The sequence below is a fragment of the Siminovitchia sp. FSL H7-0308 genome (genome assembly GCF_037980985.1).
In the GTDB taxonomy this organism is placed as follows: domain Bacteria; phylum Bacillota; class Bacilli; order Bacillales; family Bacillaceae_C; genus Siminovitchia; species Siminovitchia thermophila.
The window spans coordinates 2543528-2564227 of the sequence record NZ_CP150282.1; the positions used below are offsets into that span (position 1 = coordinate 2543528).

19 protein-coding genes are annotated in these 20700 nt (G+C 43.2%); 3 read left to right on the plus strand and 16 right to left on the minus strand.

Features of this window, described 5'->3' with window-relative positions; translation table 11 throughout:
* Positions 1-106: 106 nt before the first annotated feature.
* The 5 genes from MHB50_RS12165 to queG all read right to left on the minus strand — a co-directional run bounded on the left by MHB50_RS12165 (position 107) and on the right by queG (position 5876).
* Positions 107-2002: a PrkA family serine protein kinase gene (locus MHB50_RS12165; protein ID WP_077112186.1), complete on the minus strand. Its 1896-nt coding sequence runs from the start codon at positions 2000-2002 to the stop codon at positions 107-109.
* A 344-nt stretch (positions 2003-2346) separates the two neighbouring features.
* Entirely contained in the window at positions 2347-2820 is a 474-nt protein-coding gene (gene trmL, locus MHB50_RS12170) for a tRNA (uridine(34)/cytosine(34)/5-carboxymethylaminomethyluridine(34)-2'-O)-methyltransferase TrmL (RefSeq protein WP_077112184.1), read from the minus strand.
* A gap of 80 nt (positions 2821-2900) precedes the next feature.
* Positions 2901-3767: an amidase domain-containing protein gene (locus MHB50_RS12175; RefSeq protein ID WP_077112182.1), complete on the minus strand. Its 867-nt coding sequence runs from the start codon at positions 3765-3767 to the stop codon at positions 2901-2903.
* 276 nt (positions 3768-4043) lie between these two features.
* Entirely contained in the window at positions 4044-4442 is a 399-nt protein-coding gene (locus MHB50_RS12180; protein ID WP_077112179.1) for a general stress protein, read from the minus strand.
* A gap of 297 nt (positions 4443-4739) precedes the next feature.
* On the minus strand, positions 4740-5876 hold the full coding sequence (gene queG / locus MHB50_RS12185; RefSeq protein ID WP_077112177.1) for a tRNA epoxyqueuosine(34) reductase QueG: 1137 nt from the start codon (positions 5874-5876) through the stop codon (positions 4740-4742).
* A 110-nt stretch (positions 5877-5986) separates the two neighbouring features.
* Between queG and MHB50_RS12190 the strand changes: the two genes are divergently transcribed.
* The gene (locus MHB50_RS12190; RefSeq protein WP_077112175.1) at positions 5987-6655 is read left to right on the plus strand and encodes a phenylalanine--tRNA ligase beta subunit-related protein; all 669 of its coding nucleotides are present in this window, start codon (positions 5987-5989) and stop codon (positions 6653-6655) included.
* A gap of 754 nt (positions 6656-7409) precedes the next feature.
* Here the strand turns inward: MHB50_RS12190 and MHB50_RS12195 are convergent.
* The 4 genes from MHB50_RS12195 to MHB50_RS12210 all read right to left on the minus strand — a co-directional run bounded on the left by MHB50_RS12195 (position 7410) and on the right by MHB50_RS12210 (position 12794).
* On the minus strand, positions 7410-8642 hold the full coding sequence (locus MHB50_RS12195) for a dihydrolipoamide acetyltransferase family protein (protein ID WP_340083843.1): 1233 nt from the start codon (positions 8640-8642) through the stop codon (positions 7410-7412).
* Positions 8643-8713: 71 nt separating this feature from the next.
* Positions 8714-9748: an alpha-ketoacid dehydrogenase subunit beta gene (locus MHB50_RS12200; RefSeq protein ID WP_077112171.1), complete on the minus strand. Its 1035-nt coding sequence runs from the start codon at positions 9746-9748 to the stop codon at positions 8714-8716.
* A gap of 5 nt (positions 9749-9753) precedes the next feature.
* Complete coding sequence (locus MHB50_RS12205) at positions 9754-10707, minus strand: thiamine pyrophosphate-dependent dehydrogenase E1 component subunit alpha (RefSeq protein ID WP_340085336.1); 954 nt, start codon at positions 10705-10707, stop codon at positions 9754-9756.
* A gap of 233 nt (positions 10708-10940) precedes the next feature.
* Positions 10941-12794, minus strand: coding sequence for a sigma-54-dependent Fis family transcriptional regulator (locus tag MHB50_RS12210; protein ID WP_340083844.1), 1854 nt, complete (start codon positions 12792-12794; stop codon positions 10941-10943).
* A gap of 181 nt (positions 12795-12975) precedes the next feature.
* Between MHB50_RS12210 and MHB50_RS12215 the strand changes: the two genes are divergently transcribed.
* Positions 12976-14295 (plus strand): Na+/H+ antiporter family protein, encoded by a 1320-nt coding sequence (locus tag MHB50_RS12215; RefSeq protein WP_340083845.1) that lies wholly within the window; start codon positions 12976-12978, stop codon positions 14293-14295.
* A 135-nt stretch (positions 14296-14430) separates the two neighbouring features.
* Positions 14431-15621 (plus strand): MFS transporter, encoded by a 1191-nt coding sequence (locus MHB50_RS12220; protein ID WP_340083846.1) that lies wholly within the window; start codon positions 14431-14433, stop codon positions 15619-15621.
* Positions 15622-16075: 454 nt separating this feature from the next.
* On the opposite strand, the gene MHB50_RS12225 is transcribed toward MHB50_RS12220, so the two are convergent.
* The 7 genes from MHB50_RS12225 to MHB50_RS12255 all read right to left on the minus strand — a co-directional run bounded on the left by MHB50_RS12225 (position 16076) and on the right by MHB50_RS12255 (position 20059).
* Entirely contained in the window at positions 16076-16852 is a 777-nt protein-coding gene (locus MHB50_RS12225; RefSeq protein WP_077112161.1) for a sulfite exporter TauE/SafE family protein, read from the minus strand.
* Positions 16853-16902: 50 nt separating this feature from the next.
* The gene (locus MHB50_RS12230; RefSeq protein WP_077112159.1) at positions 16903-17130 is read right to left on the minus strand and encodes a sulfurtransferase TusA family protein; all 228 of its coding nucleotides are present in this window, start codon (positions 17128-17130) and stop codon (positions 16903-16905) included.
* A 20-nt stretch (positions 17131-17150) separates the two neighbouring features.
* Positions 17151-18278 carry an MBL fold metallo-hydrolase gene (locus MHB50_RS12235; RefSeq protein ID WP_077112158.1) on the minus strand — a complete coding sequence of 376 codons (1128 nt, stop codon included), beginning with the start codon at positions 18276-18278 and terminating at the stop codon, positions 17151-17153.
* Between the two features lie 36 nt (positions 18279-18314).
* Positions 18315-18548, minus strand: coding sequence for a glutaredoxin domain-containing protein (locus tag MHB50_RS12240; RefSeq protein WP_139345659.1), 234 nt, complete (start codon positions 18546-18548; stop codon positions 18315-18317).
* Entirely contained in the window at positions 18548-19120 is a 573-nt protein-coding gene (locus MHB50_RS12245) for a sulfurtransferase TusA family protein (protein ID WP_077112154.1), read from the minus strand. Before MHB50_RS12245 ends, MHB50_RS12240 begins: the two co-directional genes overlap by 1 nt.
* An 81-nt stretch (positions 19121-19201) precedes the next feature.
* On the minus strand, positions 19202-19681 hold the full coding sequence (locus MHB50_RS12250; protein ID WP_077112152.1) for a DsrE/DsrF/DrsH-like family protein: 480 nt from the start codon (positions 19679-19681) through the stop codon (positions 19202-19204).
* Positions 19682-19795: 114 nt separating this feature from the next.
* Positions 19796-20059, minus strand: a complete 264-nt coding sequence (locus tag MHB50_RS12255; RefSeq protein WP_077112406.1) for a metal-sensitive transcriptional regulator — start codon at positions 20057-20059, stop codon at positions 19796-19798.
* Positions 20060-20700: the final 641 nt, after the last annotated feature.

Below are 20700 nucleotides of genomic sequence, written 5' to 3' on the forward strand. Positions count from 1 at the left end.
TTTCATGCAGGACTGCTTCCTATCAGGTATACGGTGAGTTTGAAATAAAAAGAAAACCCCATCCAGTTATTGAACTTGTCGGTTCATAATGGAAAGGGTTGATGTTTTATCGGTTTAGCAAGCTTCCCACGTAACGAAGAAGTTCGTTGGCCGAAGTTGAGTTATAACCATGTTCGTCTATTAAACGGGCTACGACTTCATTTATTTTCTTCAGTTGCTGTTCATCCGGCGTTTTGGCTGAAGTTGTGATTTTTACAACGTCCTTCAGATCGGCAAACAGTTTTTTCTGAATGGCTTCCCGCAATCTCGCGTGTGATCTGTAATCGAAGCGTTTGCCTTTCCTTGCCAATGCCGAAATACGTATTAATATTTCCTCCCGGAAAGCTTTCTTCGCGTTTTCGGAAATACCGATCTGCTCCTCAATCGAACGCATTAATTTTTCATCAGGGTTAATCTCTTCTCCGGTAAGTGGATCGCGCAACTTCGATTTATTGCAAAAGGCTTCCACATTATCCAAATAATTATCCATCAATGTTTTTGCGGATTCTTCGTAAGAATATACGAAAGCTTTTTGAACCTCTTTTTTCGCCAGTTCATCATATTCTTTTCTCGCAAGGGAAATGAAGTTTAAATATTTTTCCCTAAGTTCATTTGTGATGGACGGATGTTGATCCAGCCCTTCTTTTAACGATCTCAACACATCCAAAGCGTTAATCGAAGGAATATTTTTGCGGATAATGGCTGATGAGATCCGGTTGATGACATATCTTGGATCGATTCCACTCATTCCTTCATCCTGGTACTCTTTTTTCAGCTCGTTCAAGTCAGATGAGTTATATCCTTCCACATTTTCCCCGTCATACAGGCGCATTTTCTTTAAAAGGTCAATATCTCCTCTTTTTGGCTCCTTTAATCTCGTTAAAATGGTAAACATGGCCGCTACCCTTAACGTATGGGGCGCTATATGAACGTCGGCCACATCGCTTTCACGAATCATCTTTTCATATATCCTTTCCTCCTGGGATACCTTTAAATTGTACGGAACGGGCATGACGATGATCCGTGAATGAAGCGCTTCATTCTTTTTATTTGAAATAAAGGACCGATACTCAGTCTCATTTGTATGGGCAATAATGAGCTCATCTGCCGAGATAAGCGCGAATCTCCCCGCTTTAAAATTTCCTTCTTGTGTTAACGACAAGAGATGCCACAAAAACTTTTCATCACATTTCAGCATTTCCTGAAATTCCATAAGCCCACGGTTGGCTTTGTTCAACTCGCCATCAAATCGATACGCCCTTGGGTCTGACTCTGAACCATACTCTGCAATGGTGGAAAAATCGATGCTGCCTGTCAAGTCGGCAATATCCTGTGATTTGGGATCAGATGGACTGAACGTTCCAATACCAACCCGCTTATCTTCAGAAAAGAATATCCGCTCAACTAGCACATCTTCAATTCTGCCTCCGTAATCTTCCTCCAAACGCATGCTATTTAGCGGGGACAAACTTCCTTCCACCCGAATGCCGTATTCTTTGTAGAAATCTTCCCTTAAATGCTGTGGAATTAAATGGAGTGGATCTTCGTGCATCGGGCACCCTTTGATTGCATATACAGCGCCGCCATCTGTTCTGGAATATGCTTCAAGTCCCCGCTTCAACATCGTAACAATGGTTGATTTTCCACCACTGACCGGCCCCATTAGTAATAATATTCTTTTCCTTACATCAAGACGTTTCGCTGCCGGATGGAAATATTCTTCAACCAGCTTTTCCAAAGCTTCTTCTAACCCGAACATCTCATGGCTGAAAAAGCGGTATACTTTTTGTCCGTTTACTTCTTCGACCCCCGCATCCCTGATCATGTTATATATACGGGAGTGTGCCGACTGAGCAACCCATGGTTTTTCCTTGAGTAGTTTTAAATAATCTGCAAAAGTTCCTTCCCACTTTAGTCTCGCTTCATGAGACCGATATTGTTCAATTTTTTTTAGTATATCCATAAGGACCTCCCTGTTTTGCTTGATGAGGAATGATTAATTAAACCATATGCACCCTGGTGCTTGAACATGCTTAATTAAAGGTATGTCAATAAATGTTCGGTTGTGAATAAACCGTTTCAACATTTCGCCATAAGTTTCATTCACATTACAAAAAAAATGGGATATAATAACGGAAGGACTACTTCTGGAAAAGGAGGCTTACATATATCTTATGAAAACAATTTTGATTTTGGGCGTATGCATCGCATTTTTGGCAGCCATCTTTACTGCAGGTTACGAAGATAAGCCGGGAGTTTACAGAAAGTAAGGTTGAAAAATCCCCCTTCACTTTGAAGGGGGATTTCTTATTGCAAGTTTGGATAGCCCTGCTGCCGAAGTGCTTCATATACAAGAATTGCGGCAGTGTTGGACAAGTTGAGAGCCCGAACATTTTCCGTCATCGGAATTCTCAAGCACCGCTCTTGATGTTGTGCCAACACATTTTTTGGCAATCCGGATGATTCTTTTCCAAAAATAAAGTAATAGTTTTTATGAGGATCGTTATATTTGAATGCGGTATGGGGATGCTTTCCATGTTTCGTTAAGAAAAAATGCTCGCCGTCTTCATTTGCCGCAAAAAACTCTTCCAAAGAATCATAATAGGTGATGTTTACAAACGACCAATAATCAACACCCGCCCGTTTGAGCATCTTGTCATCCGTTGAAAAACCGAGCGGACGGATCAAGTGTAATCGTGCATCGGTAGCGGCACATGTCCGAGCAATATTTCCAGTGTTTGAAGGAATTTCTGGCTGATATAATACAACGTTGATTGGCACTGCTGTTCACCTCAATTTTTGCTTACCGTGACATTATACCACCACTATGAGGACAATGAAAAGGGCTATGACCTTTTGCGCTAACTGTCATCCACAATCGTAAACATTTTATATTGAATGTTTGGCGTATATGCCGAGGAGTCCTCGTATGCCCAATATCTCATCCGGCTGTTATACGTATGGGCGTTTACAAGGGGCATACCCGTTGCGTCTTTTCCCGTCACAATCGTATTGTGGTCAAATCTCCCGTCTCCCTGGAAGTCGTAACAAATGACATCACCAAGCTGAAGTTCAAGGGGATCGTGTACCTCCTTCGCTCGTAATCCGGTCCGTGAATGCTGCAAATACGTTTTTAGAGCGTTTGCCACAGACCAGCTGAAGCTCCAATTTCTGTTGCGATACCACCAGCCATTGCTTCTGTTTGGATAGCCTCTCATCGGTGCTCCACCGGCATGAAGGCATTGGGAAACATAATTTGTACAATCCACTTCAAATTTGATATATGCGGGGTTGTAATCGTTCCACCATCTTTCCGCATAGCGAACAGCCTCTAAACGGTCATAATAATACGGGATCCGTTCGCTTTCCTCTCTTTTCCAACCTTCATCCATATTTAACGTCTCCGCTCTGAACTCAACCGGAACCTCACCATCTTCGCATATGCGGTCATTATAAAATGCGGCTTTTCTTTTTTCCACCTCCTCTTCAATATAAAAGTACCCGCCCTGTTTAATCATGTATTTAAAATGAAAATGATACAGTAAATAATCCATCCCCTGTTCCGATGTTTTCTCCTTTACTTGACCCACCGCATCCACTTTGACGATCTCACATTTGCGGTTTGCCAAAGATTGCAATTTTTGATTCACTTTATCATCCTTTGATTTTTTCCTCCCCGCATACTCCTCTACCCTTTCTTCCAAAATATGCTCTAAACAATTTCTCACTTCATCCCTCCTCGCTCATATATATGGGAGAAACACCTTCTTTTTTCATTTCATTCCACAGAAAATTTACAAGCGCATAGATTACCTTGGACACGAGCATGTTTACTCGTTTTTTCAACGCATAAAAAAAGAAGATGAACTTGAGAAAATACACCTGCATGAAGGTGCTATGTAACAATAAAAAATGGTTCCAACCATCAAAGACCGACGGTTGAAACCATTTCTGCATATTTTTGGCCAGTTATATCTCAACTTCTTTTCATCCTATATATGAATTTACTTGTTGTCGTTTTCACGTTGTTTTGCGCGGGCATTTCCGCCTTTTTCGCCAATGTCTTCATAAAAGCCCCTATCATGATTTTCGGAAGTTGCTTCTCCGCCTTTGCGGCCTATTTCTTCATAGAAGTCCCTGTCATGATTTTCAGAAGTTGCTTCTCCACCTTTGCGGCCGATTTTCTCATAGAAATCCTTGCCATGATTTTCGGAGGTTGCTTCTCCACCTTTGCGGCCGATTTCTTCATAGAAATCTCTGTCATGATTTTCGGAGGTTGCTTCTCCACCTTTGCGGCCGATTTCTTGATAGAATTCCTTATCGTGTGTTCTGGCAGTTTCTTCTCCACCTTTTCTTCCGGCTTCTTCTAGTGTCATTTTGTCACGCTTGTTGTTGTCTGCCATCGAGAATTCCTCCTTGAAAATTTTTTCTCTTACAGTTCTCTATGTTCCCGCTCATTTGAGTATAAAACATTTTTTTCAAAAAGAATCATTTAAGGAGGCAAACATTCAGTGGAACAGTCAAATGTGAATAGGTGGAGCCATTTGCAAAAATGAAAAAGCAGGCAACTGATGCCTGCTTACATGTCATTGATCTAAAAAACACGGCGAGCGCCCAAAAGCATAAGATCAGAAAACTGCCTAGTTGTCCTTATTGCGATAAAGACATGTTCGACGCCTCATCACTTGCCCGCTAATTTGTTATTGTTCATTCAACAAATGTAAACCTTTTTGTATTTCTTGTTGGACGTCACTGTTTTTTTCATGGACACGTGCCGTTAAAAGGGCCGTTCTTGCTTTCTCTCCTCCAATTTTCCCAAGGGACCACGCCGCCGTTCCCCTTATTTCAGGACGAACATCTTCTTGTAAGACCTTAATTAAATCATCTACCGCCTGTTCTTCCTTAAAATGGGCGAGCGCCAGTATGGCATTCCGCTGAATGGGCTTTTTTCCTCGCCAAGAGCCTGCCATTTTGCCAAATTTCTCCTTAAACTCACGATTGGATAGTTGAAGAAGAGGCTTAAGAAGCGGCTTGGCTGTTTCGGGATCTGGCTCCATTTTCGGATGGAAACGATTGTCAATCCCTTTATTTTTCGGGCATACTGTTTGGCACGTATCACAACCATACAAACGGTTACCAATTTCTTCTCTGAATTCATCCGGCAAAAAGCCTTTTGTCTGTGTGAGAAAGGCGATACAGCGCTGGGCGTTAAGCTGCCCAGGCCCAACAAGAGCTCCCGTAGGGCATGCTTCCAGGCATTTCGTACATTCTCCGCACTGGTCATGCAGCGGTTCATCCGGTTCAAAAGGCAAGTTTGTAATCATTTCACCCAAATACACGTAAGAACCAAATTCCGGCGTAATAATGGAGCAGTTTTTCCCGCTCCATCCGATTCCTGCCCTTTCAGCCACTGCCCTGTCCACAAGCTCTCCGGTATCAACCATCAGCTTACATCGCGCTTCGCTTACTTTTTCCTTAATATAAGCCGCCAATTGTTCCAGTTTTTCCCGGACCAAAATATGGTAGTCGATTCCCCAAGAAGCCCGGCAAAAAATCCCTCTTCTTTCCCCGCGTTTTCCGCGTGGAGGGTTTGTCATTTTAGATGGGTAGGCGAGCGCAATGGCAATAATCGAGCGCGGTTCTTCAAAAATGAGTTCCGGATGAGTGCGCTCATCAATATTTTTATGTTCAAACCCGGACTGATAGCCGAGAGCTTCCTGCCTCATTAACAAATTTTTCATTTCAATAAACGGGTCGGAAGCGGCAAAACCGATTTTGTCAATCCCGATCTGCTTGCTATATTCGATGATCTCTTCTTTTAGTTGGCCATAATCCAATTGCGCCCCTCCTTTCCATTACAAGTATCCGTAAGCAGCCCTTATTACTTCCATACAGCAAACTCATTATTATGATAAACTATTTTTAACATTAGTTGGAGGTGTAAACGTTGGAAGTTGTAATAGACGAAACGTTGCGTGCAGCCGTTCCACAAATAAAGTTCGGAATCATTCACTATGAGGATATTACAGTCGGAGATTCCCCGCAAATGTTAAAAGGAAGGCTTCAATTATTTCAAGAGTCGCTCTTTTTTGAGCTGGAAGATCAAAATATAAATGAGCTCCCCGAAATAAAAGATTGGCGCTCTATTTTTAAAAAGCTTGGAAAAGATCCTAATCGGTACAGGCATTCGGCTGAAGCCTTGTATCGGCGAGTCAAAAAACAACAATACATAACATCCATCAATTCAGCCACTGATTTAAATAACTTTTTCTCTTTAAAATATCGGATTCCACTCGGCATATATGATAAAGAGTTGATACAAGGAAATGTAGTCATTCGTAAAGGAGCAGAAGGAGAAAGCTATGAAGGCTTAAACGGACGGCAAAATAATGCGGAAAACTTGCCCATATCCGCGGATGATGCCGGCCCATTCGGCAGTCCGTTCGTGGATGCAAAACGGACTGCCGTTTCCGCCAATACGACAAGAGCTTTGCAAATTGTCTACCTTCCGCTAATGATAGAAACAAACGATGCAATGAAGCTGGTTGAATCGTTCGCATCTATGTTCACCCATATCAATGGGGGAACTGCCCACACCGCCATCCTTGCAGACTAAAAGGAAAGTCTTTCACCCAGGCGCTTCCACTGGCTATTATCATTTTAACTACATTGGCTTCGAACTTACACAAAAAACGCAGTGCTTCGTCCTTAATTGGAACGAAACACTGCGTTAGTAAGAAAATATGTATGAGAGCAAGTGATGGGATTGAAACCCACAACAGCCAGCGGCTGCCCTCGCATACATCATTGCATGCACAGACTATTATACAAAATGCGACAGCACACGGCAATGGATGTCACAGAATGTTCAATTTTTCACAAAATCCGTCACCGGCAGTTGCGGCAAGACTTCAACCAATAGAGATAAATACCAGCGATGCAGGTCACCCTATGTTTCCACCAGATGTGGCGTTCTTAATCTGCGAACCTCTTGGTTGGTTTCCCCCCACCTCTTCGAGCTTCCTTTTGGTTTAAGATAGGCGTCTTTCTTCCAGTGAATCCGAGATAAAGCGGCTGCATCAGATCCAGCCACTTAGGCTATCGAGAAACCTTCGAAAGCTTCATCACGGCAAATTCATCCCCACCTTTGGGATTTACTCGTCTTTCTCGGGGTTTACTAGCGACTTTTTTCACTTACTATCCACTTCTTTGATTTATTCACGACCTTTGGAAAATACTATCCACTTTTTTGATTTACTCGCCGATTCCAGGTAATTACTCGCCTCTTTTTCGATTTACTCGCGGCTTTTGGGAATTATCATCCGCTTTCTCTACAAGCTGAGCGGCTGTATCCAGCCGCTCTATTCTCGTTATATCAACATTTGATACGGTTTTTCAAGATTGTCCTTGATTAGGTGAAGAAAACGGCTTGCTGGTACTCCGTCAATAGCCCGGTGATCGAAGGTTAAACTGAGCGGCAGCATGCTTTCCCGTTTGACTACTTCTCCAACGAATACCGGTGTGTCAACAATAGAGCCTACGCCAAGAATCCCCACCTCTGGTGGATTTAAGATCGGTGTGAAAAACTCCACTCCTTCCGCACCGAGGCTTGTCACTGTAAAAGTAGAACCTTTCATTTGCTCCGTCTCAAGCGTTCCTGCTCTCGCTTTTTTCCCCAAGTTCTTAATTTCGTTGGAAAGCTGAAATATGGTGTGCTTTTCCGCATTCTTTATGACGGGAACGACAAGTCCATTATCCACGGCAACAGCAATTCCCAAATGAACTGAATGATACGTTTTTATTTGCTCCTCCTCATATGTACTGTTCATGATTTTATGATTTGCTAATGCCAATACTGCTGCCCGCGCGATGAAGTCAGTCATCGTCAACTTGACCTTTTTTCGGCTGCTCGTATCATATTGGTCGTTTATTTTTTGGCGGAGTAAAAGCAATTCGGTGACATTTGCCCGCATATGAATGGTGAGCTGCGCACTTTGCTGGAGGCTTGTAAACATTCTTGACGCAATCACTTTTCTCATGCCGGAAACTTGCTTGACTGATATTTCATTTTGCGCCTGCTTATCTGTTAGATGAACTGGTTGTTTTTCAACTTTCGCTTTTTTCTTTTCGATTGCTTTTTCAACATCTTCCCTTGTCACTCTTCCTTTTGGCCCGGTACCAGAAATTGTATGGATGTCAATGTCTTCTATTTGGGCGAGCTTCCTTGCCGCAGGTGATACTCTAAGTTTTAATGGCCTGGCGCCCGGCTTATGGGCCGGAACTTCTGCCGCTTGAATAGTAGCGGCTGTTTCTTGGCGCTGTGCCGTTTTTTCCTCTTCGCTTGCGGCTGTTTCCATTTTCTCCCCGGGCTGTCCGATATAGCCGATCGCTTTCCCGACCGTTACGGTTTCATCGACATCGGCGGCAATTTTAAGCAAAATGCCATTATCCGGCGCTTCAATGTCTTTTTCGATTTTATCAGAGGAGATAACTGCAACCGACTCTCCTTTTTGAACCTGTTCCCCCTGTTTTTTCAACCATTCCACAACTGTCCCTTCTTCCATGCCCATTCCTAGCTTTGGCATCATAATTTCTACAGCCAACAAAATCGTCTCCTTTCTAAAATCAGCGTGCCACGTAATGACACGCTGAATATGTTTTGTAAATGGCCTCTTTATATCGTGACGATCGTTTCATCACCGATCATTTCAGCGACGACTTGCAGTACTTTTTCTGGTGAAGGCAAATATAAATCTTCCAACGCGGGTGAAAAAGGAACCGGACAATGCGGTGCCGTAACCATTTTGATGGGCGCATCCAAAAAGTCAAAGCCTTTATCAGCCACTAATGCCGAAATATCGGTTGCCGCGCTACAACGCGGATTTGCTTCGTCAATAATAATGAGACGATTTGTTTTCGCAACAGAAGTTAAAATGGTTTCCTCATCAAGCGGTGACAAACTTCGCGGATCAACTACTTCAGTATCAATTCCCCTTTCCGCCAATTGGTCGGCTGCTTTCAGCGCTGTATGGACTTGTTTGCCAATGGCAACAATCGTCAAATCTTCCCCGGCCCGCTTAATATCCGCTTTTCCAATTGGGATCGTGTAGTATTCTTCATCCACTGCCCCTTTCATACTGTAAAGTGTCTTATCTTCAAAAAAGATGACAGGGTCATCATCAAAGATCGCTGAGAGGAGCAGCCCTTTCGCATCGGCAGGAGTAGATGGTACAACAACCTTTAATCCCGGAATATGCGTGAAAATGGCATACAAACTTTGTGAATGCTGGGCGGCTGCCCGAAAGCCCGCTCCATGCATCGTTCGAATCGTAAGCGGCACTTTCGCCTTTCCTCCGAACATATACCTCAGCTTCGCGGCCTGGTTCATGACTTCATCAAGACAGCTTCCGATAAAATCGTTAAACATTAATTCCGCGATCGGACGAAGCCCTGTTGCCGCGGCTGTAACAGAAGCACCGATAAAACCGGCCTCGGCAATAGGCGTATCCAATACCCGGCTTCTGCCAAACTCCGTCACGAGCCCTTTTGTTACGCCCATCACGCCTCCCCATGCGTCTTCATCCTGTAAATGATCCACTTCCGCTCCGCCCGCCACATCTTCTCCCATTAAAATAACTGTCTCATCCCGTCTCATCGCCATTTTCATAGCTTCATTCAAGGCATCTGCATAAGAAATATTCCTTGTCATTTTTTTCACCCCCATCCATTTTCGTAAGCCACATAAACATCTTTTACCAAGTCATTTGCAGAAGGAAAAGGGCTCTCTTCGGCAAATTTGACTGCCTCATCGATTGATTCCTTCACCTGTTTTTCTATATCGTTGAGCTCCCCATCCGTTAAAAATCCGTGTTCCGTTGCGTAGTGGCGGAACAGTCCGATCGCATCCAATTCATGTAAATGCCGCTTTTTCTCATCCTGCTTTTTATACGTCTGGGCATCTCCTTCAAAGTGTCCATAATTCCGGTACGTAACGCATTCGATCAATGTGGGGCCTTCTCCTCGTCTTGCTCTTTCCACCGCTGCTTCTGCCGCTTGATAGACGGCCATCACATCTTTTCCATCCACAGTTTGTCCGGGGATATTGTAAGCTTTTGCTCTATCCGCGATATTGGTGCAGCTAGACGCATAATGGAATGGGGTAGCTTCCGCGTAACCATTATTTTCGGCGACAAAGATGACCGGCAATTTCCAAATGGCGGCAAGGTTGATCCCCTCATGGAAAGTCCCGTGATTGTTTGCGCCATCACCAAAAAAGCAGACAGCTACAGCATCGGTTTTCTTTATTTTAGCGGTTAATGCCGCTCCAACAGCGAGTGGAAAACCACCGCCAACGATTCCGTTCGCTCCGAGCATTCCTTTTTCAACGTCGGCTATATGCATAGAGCCGCCTTTTCCCTTGCAAAGCCCCGTTGCCTTTCCATAAATCTCCGCCATCATCGCATGTAAGTCACATTCTTTGGCAATGCAATGGCCATGGCCCCGGTGTGTACTCGTAATGCTGTCACTTTCGTTTAAATGGGCACAACCCCCGACTGCCACCGCCTCTTGTCCGGCGTATAAGTGTACAAAACCCGGCAACACCCCCGTTTGAAAAATGTCATGGACCCTGTCTTCAAATTGACGGATTTCACACATTTTTTCATACATCCATCTGGCCTTTTGCTTCGTCAAACCGGCAGATACCGATACCGTCACATTTACTCCTCCTACCTTTTCGAAAGAATGGGTAAAATCACTACTTACTATAGTTAATATTGCAAAAAATGTGCCAACTTTAAAAATAACGCGTTTATGGGGTTTTGCACGACAACCTGAACCAAGCGGCCAACTTGCATTAGAATAAATGAGACTATGTATCATTTTGTCTCACTTTTTCCCACCTAAAGATTCAATTTTTTTAGTTTTCTATAAAAAGTGCTCCGCGGCATGTTTAATTGAGCAGCGGCTTTTGTCACATTTCCGTTGGCTGCGATAAGTGCTTCTGCAATTTTGGATCTTTCCATTTGCTCTCTGAAAGTAAGTTTATCTTGTAGTGAATCGTCCAAAGACGGTGGCAGTGTTTTCTTGGGGCTTAACATTGATGAGATCAATTCGAGGGTCGGTTGACTAGAACCGGCTTCCACATGGAGCCGATCCAAACAGTGAAGCAATTGTCTGATATTCCCGGGCCAAGGAAAGCTTTGCAAATAGGCCACCACTTCTTTGGGAAAATGGATGTGCCAGTCATTCTTTTGGCCATAATCCTTTATGAAGCAGGGAATATCTTCTATACGTTTTCTTAATGGAGGGAGTTCGATCGGATAAACAAACATTCGATAAAATAAATCTTCCCGCAGACTTCCTTTGTCCACCATCTCTTCCAAGTCGCGGTGCGAAGCAGTGATGATCCGTATATCAACATCGACTGGTTTGACACCCCCCAAAGGTACAACCTTCTTATCTTCGAGGACTCTTAGCAATGCAATCTGCATTTCTTGGCTAATCTCGCCAATTTCATCCAGAAAAAGTGTTCCGCCGTGTGCCTGTTCAAATTTTCCCTTATGACCGCTTCGTTTGGCTCCTGTAAAAGCTCCACTCACATATCCAAACAGCTCGCCAGCCATTAAATCTTTTGGAACAGCACCGCAGTTGACGGGAATAAACGGGCCGGATGTACGAGGACTGTTTACATGAATGGCGCGAGCCAATAGTTCTTTTCCTGTTCCCGTTTCTCCTGAAAGATGAACCGGTATGTTGGTTCTGCTTGCTTTTTCCGCTTGTAGTAATGTCTTTTGAAATGTTTCACTTTTCCCTTGGACTCCTTCATATGTAAATGTCGAACGAATTTGCGACAAAAGTTTCGGAATCCTTTTTTTCAGGTGAATATGATACCCAATTACGGAATCTTGTTGTTGAAAAGAGTATAGAGGCTTTTTCCTTGCTATTGAAAAACCCTCTCCTTTTACATCGGATAGTGTTAATTGATGCCATTTGGGAAGCAACTTTCGCATGGAGTCTGTTACCCAAACGAGTTTTCCTTGGTTATTGCAAATGATTGTAAGGGAATGTGAAAGCTGAATGAGCGAGGCATGCTTCAGCAATTCCAACTCTCTGGTCCGGGCATCAGCAACAAGCCGCTGCTCAATGGCGTAAGTTGCGGCAATGACAAATGGCAGCATCTGCTCATCTATTCCCAAGCGAACCGGGTAAGAAGTATTCAATATTCCCGCCATTTGGCCGTCCGCGTTCCAAATGGGTGAAGAACAACAGCCCCACGAATGGGAAGCAACAGCATAATGTTCAGCCCCTACAATTTGAATCGGCTCTTTGATCCGCAGAGCTGTGCCAATTGCGTTCGTTCCGACCTCTTCTTCTGTCCATTTCACGCCTTCGATGAAATGAATGGATTTTGCCTTATGCAAAGCCATTTCGTGGCCATCCATAAAAAGGACGTAGCCTTCCGGGTCAACTAGCAAGAACACCGCCCTTGTGTGATTAAAAAAAGGCAGCAAGTTTTTCAGAACCGGGAGAGCCGTATGTAGCAATTTTTTGTTTGCTTTTTTACGTTCTTGAAACTTGTCATTCGTCAATATTGTCTTTCCTTTACCGTAATAAGGATTAATTCCTTTCTGACGGCAAAAAAGCCAAGATTCGGAAATTCTTTTGTTGATTCTGCTGTCATCCAATGCGCCTTCCTTCACAAAGCGATCCCATACAGAACGGTTTAGCGCGTCTCGTACATCCAACAATACCACCTCGCATTTCTCATTTTTCTCGTTATTAACCATTTCGCTTTATTTGGAAAAATTCCTTTCTTTGCAATCAGAATAGCTAGAAGATTTTTGTCTGCTAAAGAAACTTTAACTGATTTTCCATTGACATTTTTAAGCTGTACTAGGATGATAGATAGGGCAAAAGTAGAAAAGAGGTGCATCTATGCTTACCAATGCCGTCATTGTCAGTGTCATCGTGATGGTTGCACTTAGTTTAATGCGGGTAAATGTATTGTTTGCAATCACCATAGCGGCCTTAACAGCCGGTTTAGTGTCGGGGTTAAATTTCTCTGATTCTGTTAACTTGATGGTTTCAGGTATGGGGGGCCAAGCAAATACAGCCTTTAGTTATATATTGCTTGGAATGTTCGCCGTCATGATCGGCTTTTCAGGTATTACCACTTTACTTGTACAAAAAATGCTAACCATTTTTAAAGGGAAAAAAATAGTCCTCGTCCTCACCATAGCGGGGATTGCCTGTTTATCGCAAAACGTCATACCGGTCCACATCGCATTTATTCCTATATTAATTCCTCCTCTCCTTGGCTTATTTGACCGTCTCAAGCTGGACCGACGAGCAGTGGCTACCGCGTTGACGTTTGGATTAAAAGCTCCTTATGTGATGATCCCGGCTGGTTTCGGACTCATCTTCCACGGTATCATCCGTGACGAGATGATTTCCAACAAAATGGACATTTCCATGACGCAAGTTGCCGAAGCCATGCTAATTCCCGGATTGGGCATGGTCGCGGGATTGTTCATCGCCATTTTTATTTCATATCGGAAAGACCGGGTGTCCAAACCTGCGGAACAAATGGATTTTTATGGAGCTGACAAGGTAGAAGAAAATCAGCTGCCGGCCTCTTGGAACATCACGCATACGTTTACGGTAATCGCCATTATCATGGCACTTGTCGTGCAAATAGTTACAAAATCTCTTGTTTTAGGTGCGTTATCCGGAATCATCATTTTATTCCTGACAAGAGTCGTTCCATTTCGCCGGGGCGACCGGGTTGTTCAGGAAGGAATCGGCATGATGGGAATGATCGCTTTCGTTATGCTGATCGCGTCAGGATATGCCCATGTGTTGAAGGAAACCGGGGAGGTGGATGATTTGGTGGAGAAAACAACCAGCATGGTTGGCACCTCTCCTTTCGTCCTTTCCTTCTTCATGCTGCTTGTCGGTTTAATCATTACAATGGGAATTGGTTCATCATTTGGAACGATTCCAATATTGGCCGCTTTATATGTGCCGCTTTGTGCGGCGGCAGGGTTGTCTCCGCTGGCAACAGCAGCTTTGATCGGTACGGCGGGCGCACTTGGGGATGCGGGTTCACCTGCCTCTGACAGTACGCTTGGACCGACATCCGGATTAAATGCCGATGGCCGTCATCACCATATTTGGGATACGTGTGTACCCACTTTCCTGCACTATAATATCCCTTTATTTATTTTTGGCATGATAGCAGCCCTCATGTTGTAGCTGACAAACAAAACCGCTCTAGCACAGGCTGGAGCGGTTTTTTCATTCCTATATTTTTCAAAAAACAATTGACATTTCACCGGTGATATTGTTATATTAAATAGCTATGGTTTTTTACATGAAAGGGGGATTTTTATGAATCCGCAGCAAAGAAAAAAATTATTTATCCTTATGGTCAATATGTTTATCGCCATTGGGAGTTTTGGTATTATTATTCCAATTCTGCCAGCTTATCTTATGTCCATTGGCGAAAGTGGGATGGCAGCTGGATTCATGATCGCCATTTTTGGTGGAGCACAATTTGTGATGTCCCCCTTTGCGGGAAAATGGACAGATCTTTACGGCAGAAGAATCATGATCATCGCCGGACTTAGTGTTTTGGCCCTATCCATGTTTATTTTTTATTTTTCGCATTCCATTGGGGTATTGTATATTTCCCGCGCGATCGGCGGAGTTGGGGCAGCGCTTTTAATTCCGGCCATTTTTGCCTACGTCGCCGATATCACCACAATGGATCAACGGGCAAAAGGGAACAGCCTCATTTCTGCCGCCATGTCGCTTGGTATCGTAGTAGGTCCGGGCATCGGAGGCTTTCTGGCGGAATTCGGCTTAAAAATGCCGCTGCTTGTCTCGGCGATTGTCGGAGTCATAGCAGTGATTTTTTCATTGATCGTCTTGAAAGAAAGCAGGGAAAACAAGGACGTCTCCGTTCCAAAGGATAATGATCCGATGTTTCAAAAGCTTGCCAAGTCGATTCACAAGCCTTATTTCATCCCACTTGTCATTACACTTGTCATGAGCTTTGGATTGATGGCCTATGAATCTATCATTGGTTTATATATCGATAATGCTTTTGGCGCATCTCCACAAGACATTGCCATCATGATAACAGTCTCGGGAACGATCAGCGTCATCGTGCAATTATTTGTTGTGGATCGTCTTGTCAGACGTTTTGGCGAAGGTAAAGTATTAAATATGTTTGTCTTTGTCGTGGCGGCCGGCTTTTTATTTTCTATGTTCGCCTCGACTTATATCCTGTTTTTTGTCATTACCCTTATTATTTTTCTTGCAACTTCTATTTTAAGACCGGTCCTGAATACCCTTATTTCCAAGCGGGCTGGAGATGAGCAAGGATTTGCCATGGGAATGAACAACGCTTATATGAGTATAGGAAACATACTGGGACCGACGACAGCGGGGCTCCTCTACGATTTCCACAATATTTACCCATTTTTGCTCGGTTTTGCCGTTCTCTCCTTGACAATGGTTGTTTCAGTCATGTGGCAAAAGAAACAAAGCATCAAATCTGCACCGGCTCTAAAATAGAGAAAGGCTGCTTTTCCTATTTTCATAGGAAAGCAGCTTTTTTATTATGAAAAATATTCTTTCAAAAAGCAAAAAAAGAAATGCTCATGCGCCTGCCCCATCGGTAATAGACAGAGCATCCAGGTGCTAGCGTTGTGACATGGACGCCCCCGAGATGACTCTATGACGGACTGCACATTGGACGTTGTGCTAGGAGATGCGCCGACAGGCAAGGAAAGCTTTAACACGGCAATAATCGTATGCAAGAAATGCGTGAGCTTCGAGGACGTAGCACTTATAAGCAGTGGAAACTTCAATACAGGAAGGATTCAAGGGTAATTGTTAATAGTGAGAAAGTTTGCAACTCTGCTGCGGCTGATGAATTTGCCTCCTCCTCGTCATTGGCTTGTGCTTGCGGCCAGGCTGTACGATTGCCGCTGGCTCCAGCAGTTGTTGCCTTTTTCAACTGGTGATTTTAAAAAATATCAACCCATATTTTAATGGCTGTCGCCAATATCAACACAGCCAAAATGACCTGCAATACTTTTGTGTTTACCTTCTTTCCTGCAATCGCTCCAAGCGGTGAAGCAATCAAACTTGCAACGATCATAATAAGCGCCGGAAAATAATCCACTTGACCCGTTGTCACCTTTCCTACAGTTGTTCCGATTGAAGAAATGAACGTAATGGCCAAAGATGAGGCAATGGTCATGCGGGTGGGAATTTTTAACACAACCAGCATGATAGGCACCAATAAGAATGCGCCCGCGGCCCCTACAATCCCGGCTCCCAGGCCGACAATAAATGCCAGCAATGCCGCCAGCCATTTATTGAATGTCACCTGATCGAAAGGAGTGTCATCAATTCCTTTTTTCGGTATAAACATCATGACTGCGGCAATCAAAGCCAATATGCCATATATTAAGTTAATGCCGCCTTCAGACATCAATTTTGAGCCATAGCCGCCGATAAAGCTCCCGATTAAAATACTCATTCCCATATATCCAATCAAAGCCTTATTTAAGTAACCGCCTTTTCGATAGGCCCATACACCGCCAATTGTTGCGAAAAACACCTGAACGGCGCTGATTCCGGAAACTTCATGGGCGGTGAATGCCGCCAATCCAAATAGGGGTGGAATATATAAAAGCATCGGATATTTAATGATAGAACCGCCAATTCCCAGCATTCCCGAAATATAGGATCCGATAAAACCAATTAAAAAAATGACAATGATAAATGTAAAATCCATTGTTCAACCCCCCTTAAGAAAAAGGGAACCAATGCGGTTCCCTCCATTTGTCAGGCTTTCTTAATCCAAAATTTGAAAACACCATTTTCTTCTTCTTGTTTGAACAGTTCATGACCGCTAGATTTTGACCATGCGGTTAAATCGCTTTTGGATCCTTTATCCGTTGTATGGATTTCCAATATTTGTCCAGTCTCCAATTCATTCATCGCTTTTTTGGCTCTAACAATCGGCATTGGGCAAGCTAATCCTTTTGCATCTAAAAACTTTGTTGTTTCCATTTGTCATTCCTCCTAATATATTATCGAACCGCACAACGGTTTGGACCAATTTCCATTTCTCGTTGTTTGTCAAGATCGGGAGTTATTTTTCCCATATTTGTTTCACGGATTTCCTGATAAGCATTTGGCTGGGGAGGCAAGTTCTCCGTTACCAGTTTCCTGAACTCTTCTTCACTTTCCACATTCAAACCATGATTTTCCGCAAAAAGGGTTCCCAACTTTTCGGAAACACTTCCATCTTCATTCAATTCATCCATGATCATAAAGTGGGCGGGCAAAACAATCAGCTCTTCAGATAGGCTTCTATATCGCGAATACAAAGTTTCCCGAAGGTCGCTCACCCAGTCTTGGGCCAATCCCGCAAGGTCGGGTCTTCCGATTGAGTCTACAAATAGGATATCGCCTGACAATAAATATTGCCCATCTACGATAAAAGATGTAGATCCAATCGTATGGCCGGGAGAATAAAGGGCATGGATATCTATTGCGGTATTGCCCACAGTAATCACGTTTCCATCTTCCAAAGGCTGATAATCAAACGTCACCTCTGCAGCATCCTTGGGCGGAAGCCAGTACAACGCTTCTGTCTGCTCTGAGATGGTTCTTCCTCCAGAAATATGATCGGCATGAAGATGAGTGTCGAGCACATGAGTAATCTTCGCATCTTTGCTTTGCGCAAAATCAATGAACACATCTGCCATGCGGGTTGCATCGATAACTGCTGCTTCACCGTTGGAAATAACCATATATGACAAGCAGCCTTTTCCGATCCGGACAAATTGATACATTTCTCCGCCGCCTTTCAAGTCTCCGATTTTTACAGGCTCCAAATGTTCACTCCACGCCTTCATGCCACCTTGGAGGTATGATACGTCCAACCCTTGCTCTGACAACATTTCAGCAACCATGATTGATGACCCTTCTTTTGCACAAACAACCAAGACTTCTTTTTCTTTAGGAATTTTATCCAGAATGTCCTCCACACCATCAAGCAGTTCAAAATAAGGAATGTTTAGATGTGCAATATGTTTCCCTTCAATCTTCCAATCCTTAAAATCACTTTCATTGCGGACATCCAAGATAAACAGATCCTCATTATTCAAAATTTTGTTTGTGACGTCCTTAGGTGTCATTGCTGTTACTGTCATTTTTACCCCTCCCGGTATATTTTTTATAAAAAAAAACTACTTTCGCAATGTTGCCATAATGCTATTCGGATCAAATCCGATAATCCATTCGCCATTGATTTCGGTTTGCGGCACACCCATTTGTCCTGTCGTATTGATTAGTTTCTGCATTTGTGCAGGATCTTTTTCCACATTCACTTCATTAAAAATGATTCCTTTTTCTGACAAAAAGTTTTTTAGCATGACGCAATACGGGCATCTTGTCGTTGTATATATGGTGACAGACATGATTATTGACCTCCTTCCGTTTCTCCGGTCCATTTACTCATACCCGGTATGACATTAAAAACGTTGTGAAATCCTTTATCTTTCAACTTTTTCGCTGCCAAATCGCTACGGTTGCCTGTACGGCATATGACGAAAATATCCTGGTCTTTCCTTAGTTCATCCGCCCTTTCATCCAATTCTCCCATTGGAATAGAAACAGCTCCGGGGATATGGCAAGAGGCATATTCCACTGCTTCCCTTACATCGAGTACAACAATAGACTCATTGGCTTCCATTTTTTCTTTCAGCTCATCGTTGCTGGCAATATGGGGGTACTTTTTCCCATCTGCTTCGTCATGAGTATGCTTTTTGAGAAAATGCTTCAACACACCATTCTCTTCTAAAGTACCCAAGTATTGATGGCCTGTGCTTTCAGCCCAAGCTTTTATATCGGCTTGTGATCCTTTATCGGTCGCCTGAACCTCAAGTACCTTGCCGGGCTCCAATTGGTTGATCGCTTTTTTTGTTTTAACGATTGGCATTGGACATGCCAATCCCTTTGCATCTAGGATGACATCTGCACTTATTTTATCCATCCTTATACCTCCATTTGTATATTCAGCTTTCTAGCCGCCAAATCGTTGAAAAAGATACTAACGAGAATATGGTTTATAGCATTAAATAAACAGATTGACATGGCCGATTTCGGCATCCGCAAGATAGGCGGCAACACCTGCGTATTCAATTCCATCCAAGAGTTCCTCTTGCTGCAAGCCAAGTAAATCCATCGTCATCGTACACGCAACTAACTTAATGTCCTGCTCTTTAGCCATTTCAATTAATTGCGGAAGCGGAACGGCATTATGCTTTTTCATAATATTTTTGATCATTTTGGGACCAACCCCGGCAAAGTTCATTTTGGAAAGCCCCATCTGGTCGGCACCTCTTGGCATCATCTTTCCAAACATTTTTTCCATAAACCCTTTCTTCACTGGAATGCTTTCTTCTTTTCTCAATGCATTCAACCCCCAAAAGGTATGAAAAATAGTTACCTCATGATCATACGCCGCCGCACCGTTGGCAATGATATAAGCTGCCATTGCTTTATCGTAATCGCCACTAAACAAAACGATCGTTGTTTTCTTCTTCTCCGTCATTGTTCACCCTCCAAACTATATACCCCAAAGGGTATTAATAGTCACAAAAAAATATTTACCTTTACCCCTATGGGTATTATAATCACAAATAAAAATGATGTCAACCGTCTTTTTTTAACGGCTGCGCACCAACAAGTCGACTGCTTCTTTGACCAATGCTTCCGTATCCGCATCACCACTTGCCTTTGCCAATTGAACACATTCAACCAAATTGGAACTGACGATGAGGCCGATGCTCCGGTCAATCGCAGATCTGGCTGCAGATAATTGGGTGATGACATCTTTGCAGTCTTTGTTTTCTTCCATCATCTTTAAAATCCCTCTTAACTGCCCTTCGATTCGCTTTACCCTGTTTTTTATCTGCGCATCATATTTCAACATACTCCCTCCTTCCAAAAATCATTTTTTATTGAACTTAATATTGATTATATACCTGCACGGGTATATTGTCAAACAGCCATGCTTTATAACGGATACGTTTCGCGCTTTGGATTAACATTAAGGATAATAATCTCTGCGACAACAGCCTTGATAAGCTTTATCTCCACCTTCTATATATTCTTTCTTCAAACATTTTTCTCCAACGTACTAATACAGCTCCCTTTAGATTCCGAAATCGGATGATCTAGTTGAAACAAAAAAACTTTACTCGTTTTTGCAAGAGGAGTTACCATTGCATTATTTGCATGCTCGGCTCATCTTCCCTACGAGAAAAAATTACTTCCGTTCTCCTTTGTTTAAAAAATGGTATTCACAGCTTAAAACGTTAATCTTTTGAAGCTTTCGAGAATATTAACTTCAATTATTCCATTGCTCGTAGCAATCTCCCCTTCAAACAATGGAAGAAAAGCAATGACGATTACTTAGCTTCTACAACCAGTCCAATCATCATTGCTCCTCACTTCATGCTCGCTATCCGATCAATCCGGCGTCTAAGATCACTTTATCACTCTTGATTGTCATTGCGTATAAATCGGCCCTTATCTTCATCGAAATAGCCGTGACCCGGCCTTTACCCG

Coding starts and splice junctions, on each gene's coding strand:
- MHB50_RS12165 (WP_077112186.1), bottom strand. CDS start 2,002: ATGGATATACTAAAAAAAATTGAACAATATCGGTCTCATGAAGCGAGA.
- MHB50_RS12230 (WP_077112159.1), bottom strand. CDS start 17,130: ATGGAAACAACAAAGTTTTTAGATGCAAAAGGATTAGCTTGCCCAATG.
- MHB50_RS12215 (WP_340083845.1), top strand. CDS start 12,976: ATGCTTACCAATGCCGTCATTGTCAGTGTCATCGTGATGGTTGCACTT.
- MHB50_RS12220 (WP_340083846.1), top strand. CDS start 14,431: ATGAATCCGCAGCAAAGAAAAAAATTATTTATCCTTATGGTCAATATG.
- MHB50_RS12250 (WP_077112152.1), bottom strand. CDS start 19,681: ATGACGGAGAAGAAGAAAACAACGATCGTTTTGTTTAGTGGCGATTAC.
- MHB50_RS12205 (WP_340085336.1), bottom strand. CDS start 10,707: ATGTATGAAAAAATGTGTGAAATCCGTCAATTTGAAGACAGGGTCCAT.
- MHB50_RS12200 (WP_077112171.1), bottom strand. CDS start 9,748: ATGACAAGGAATATTTCTTATGCAGATGCCTTGAATGAAGCTATGAAA.
- MHB50_RS12235 (WP_077112158.1), bottom strand. CDS start 18,278: ATGACAGTAACAGCAATGACACCTAAGGACGTCACAAACAAAATTTTG.
- MHB50_RS12180 (WP_077112179.1), bottom strand. CDS start 4,442: ATGGCAGACAACAACAAGCGTGACAAAATGACACTAGAAGAAGCCGGA.
- MHB50_RS12225 (WP_077112161.1), bottom strand. CDS start 16,852: ATGGATTTTACATTTATCATTGTCATTTTTTTAATTGGTTTTATCGGA.
- MHB50_RS12245 (WP_077112154.1), bottom strand. CDS start 19,120: ATGGATAAAATAAGTGCAGATGTCATCCTAGATGCAAAGGGATTGGCA.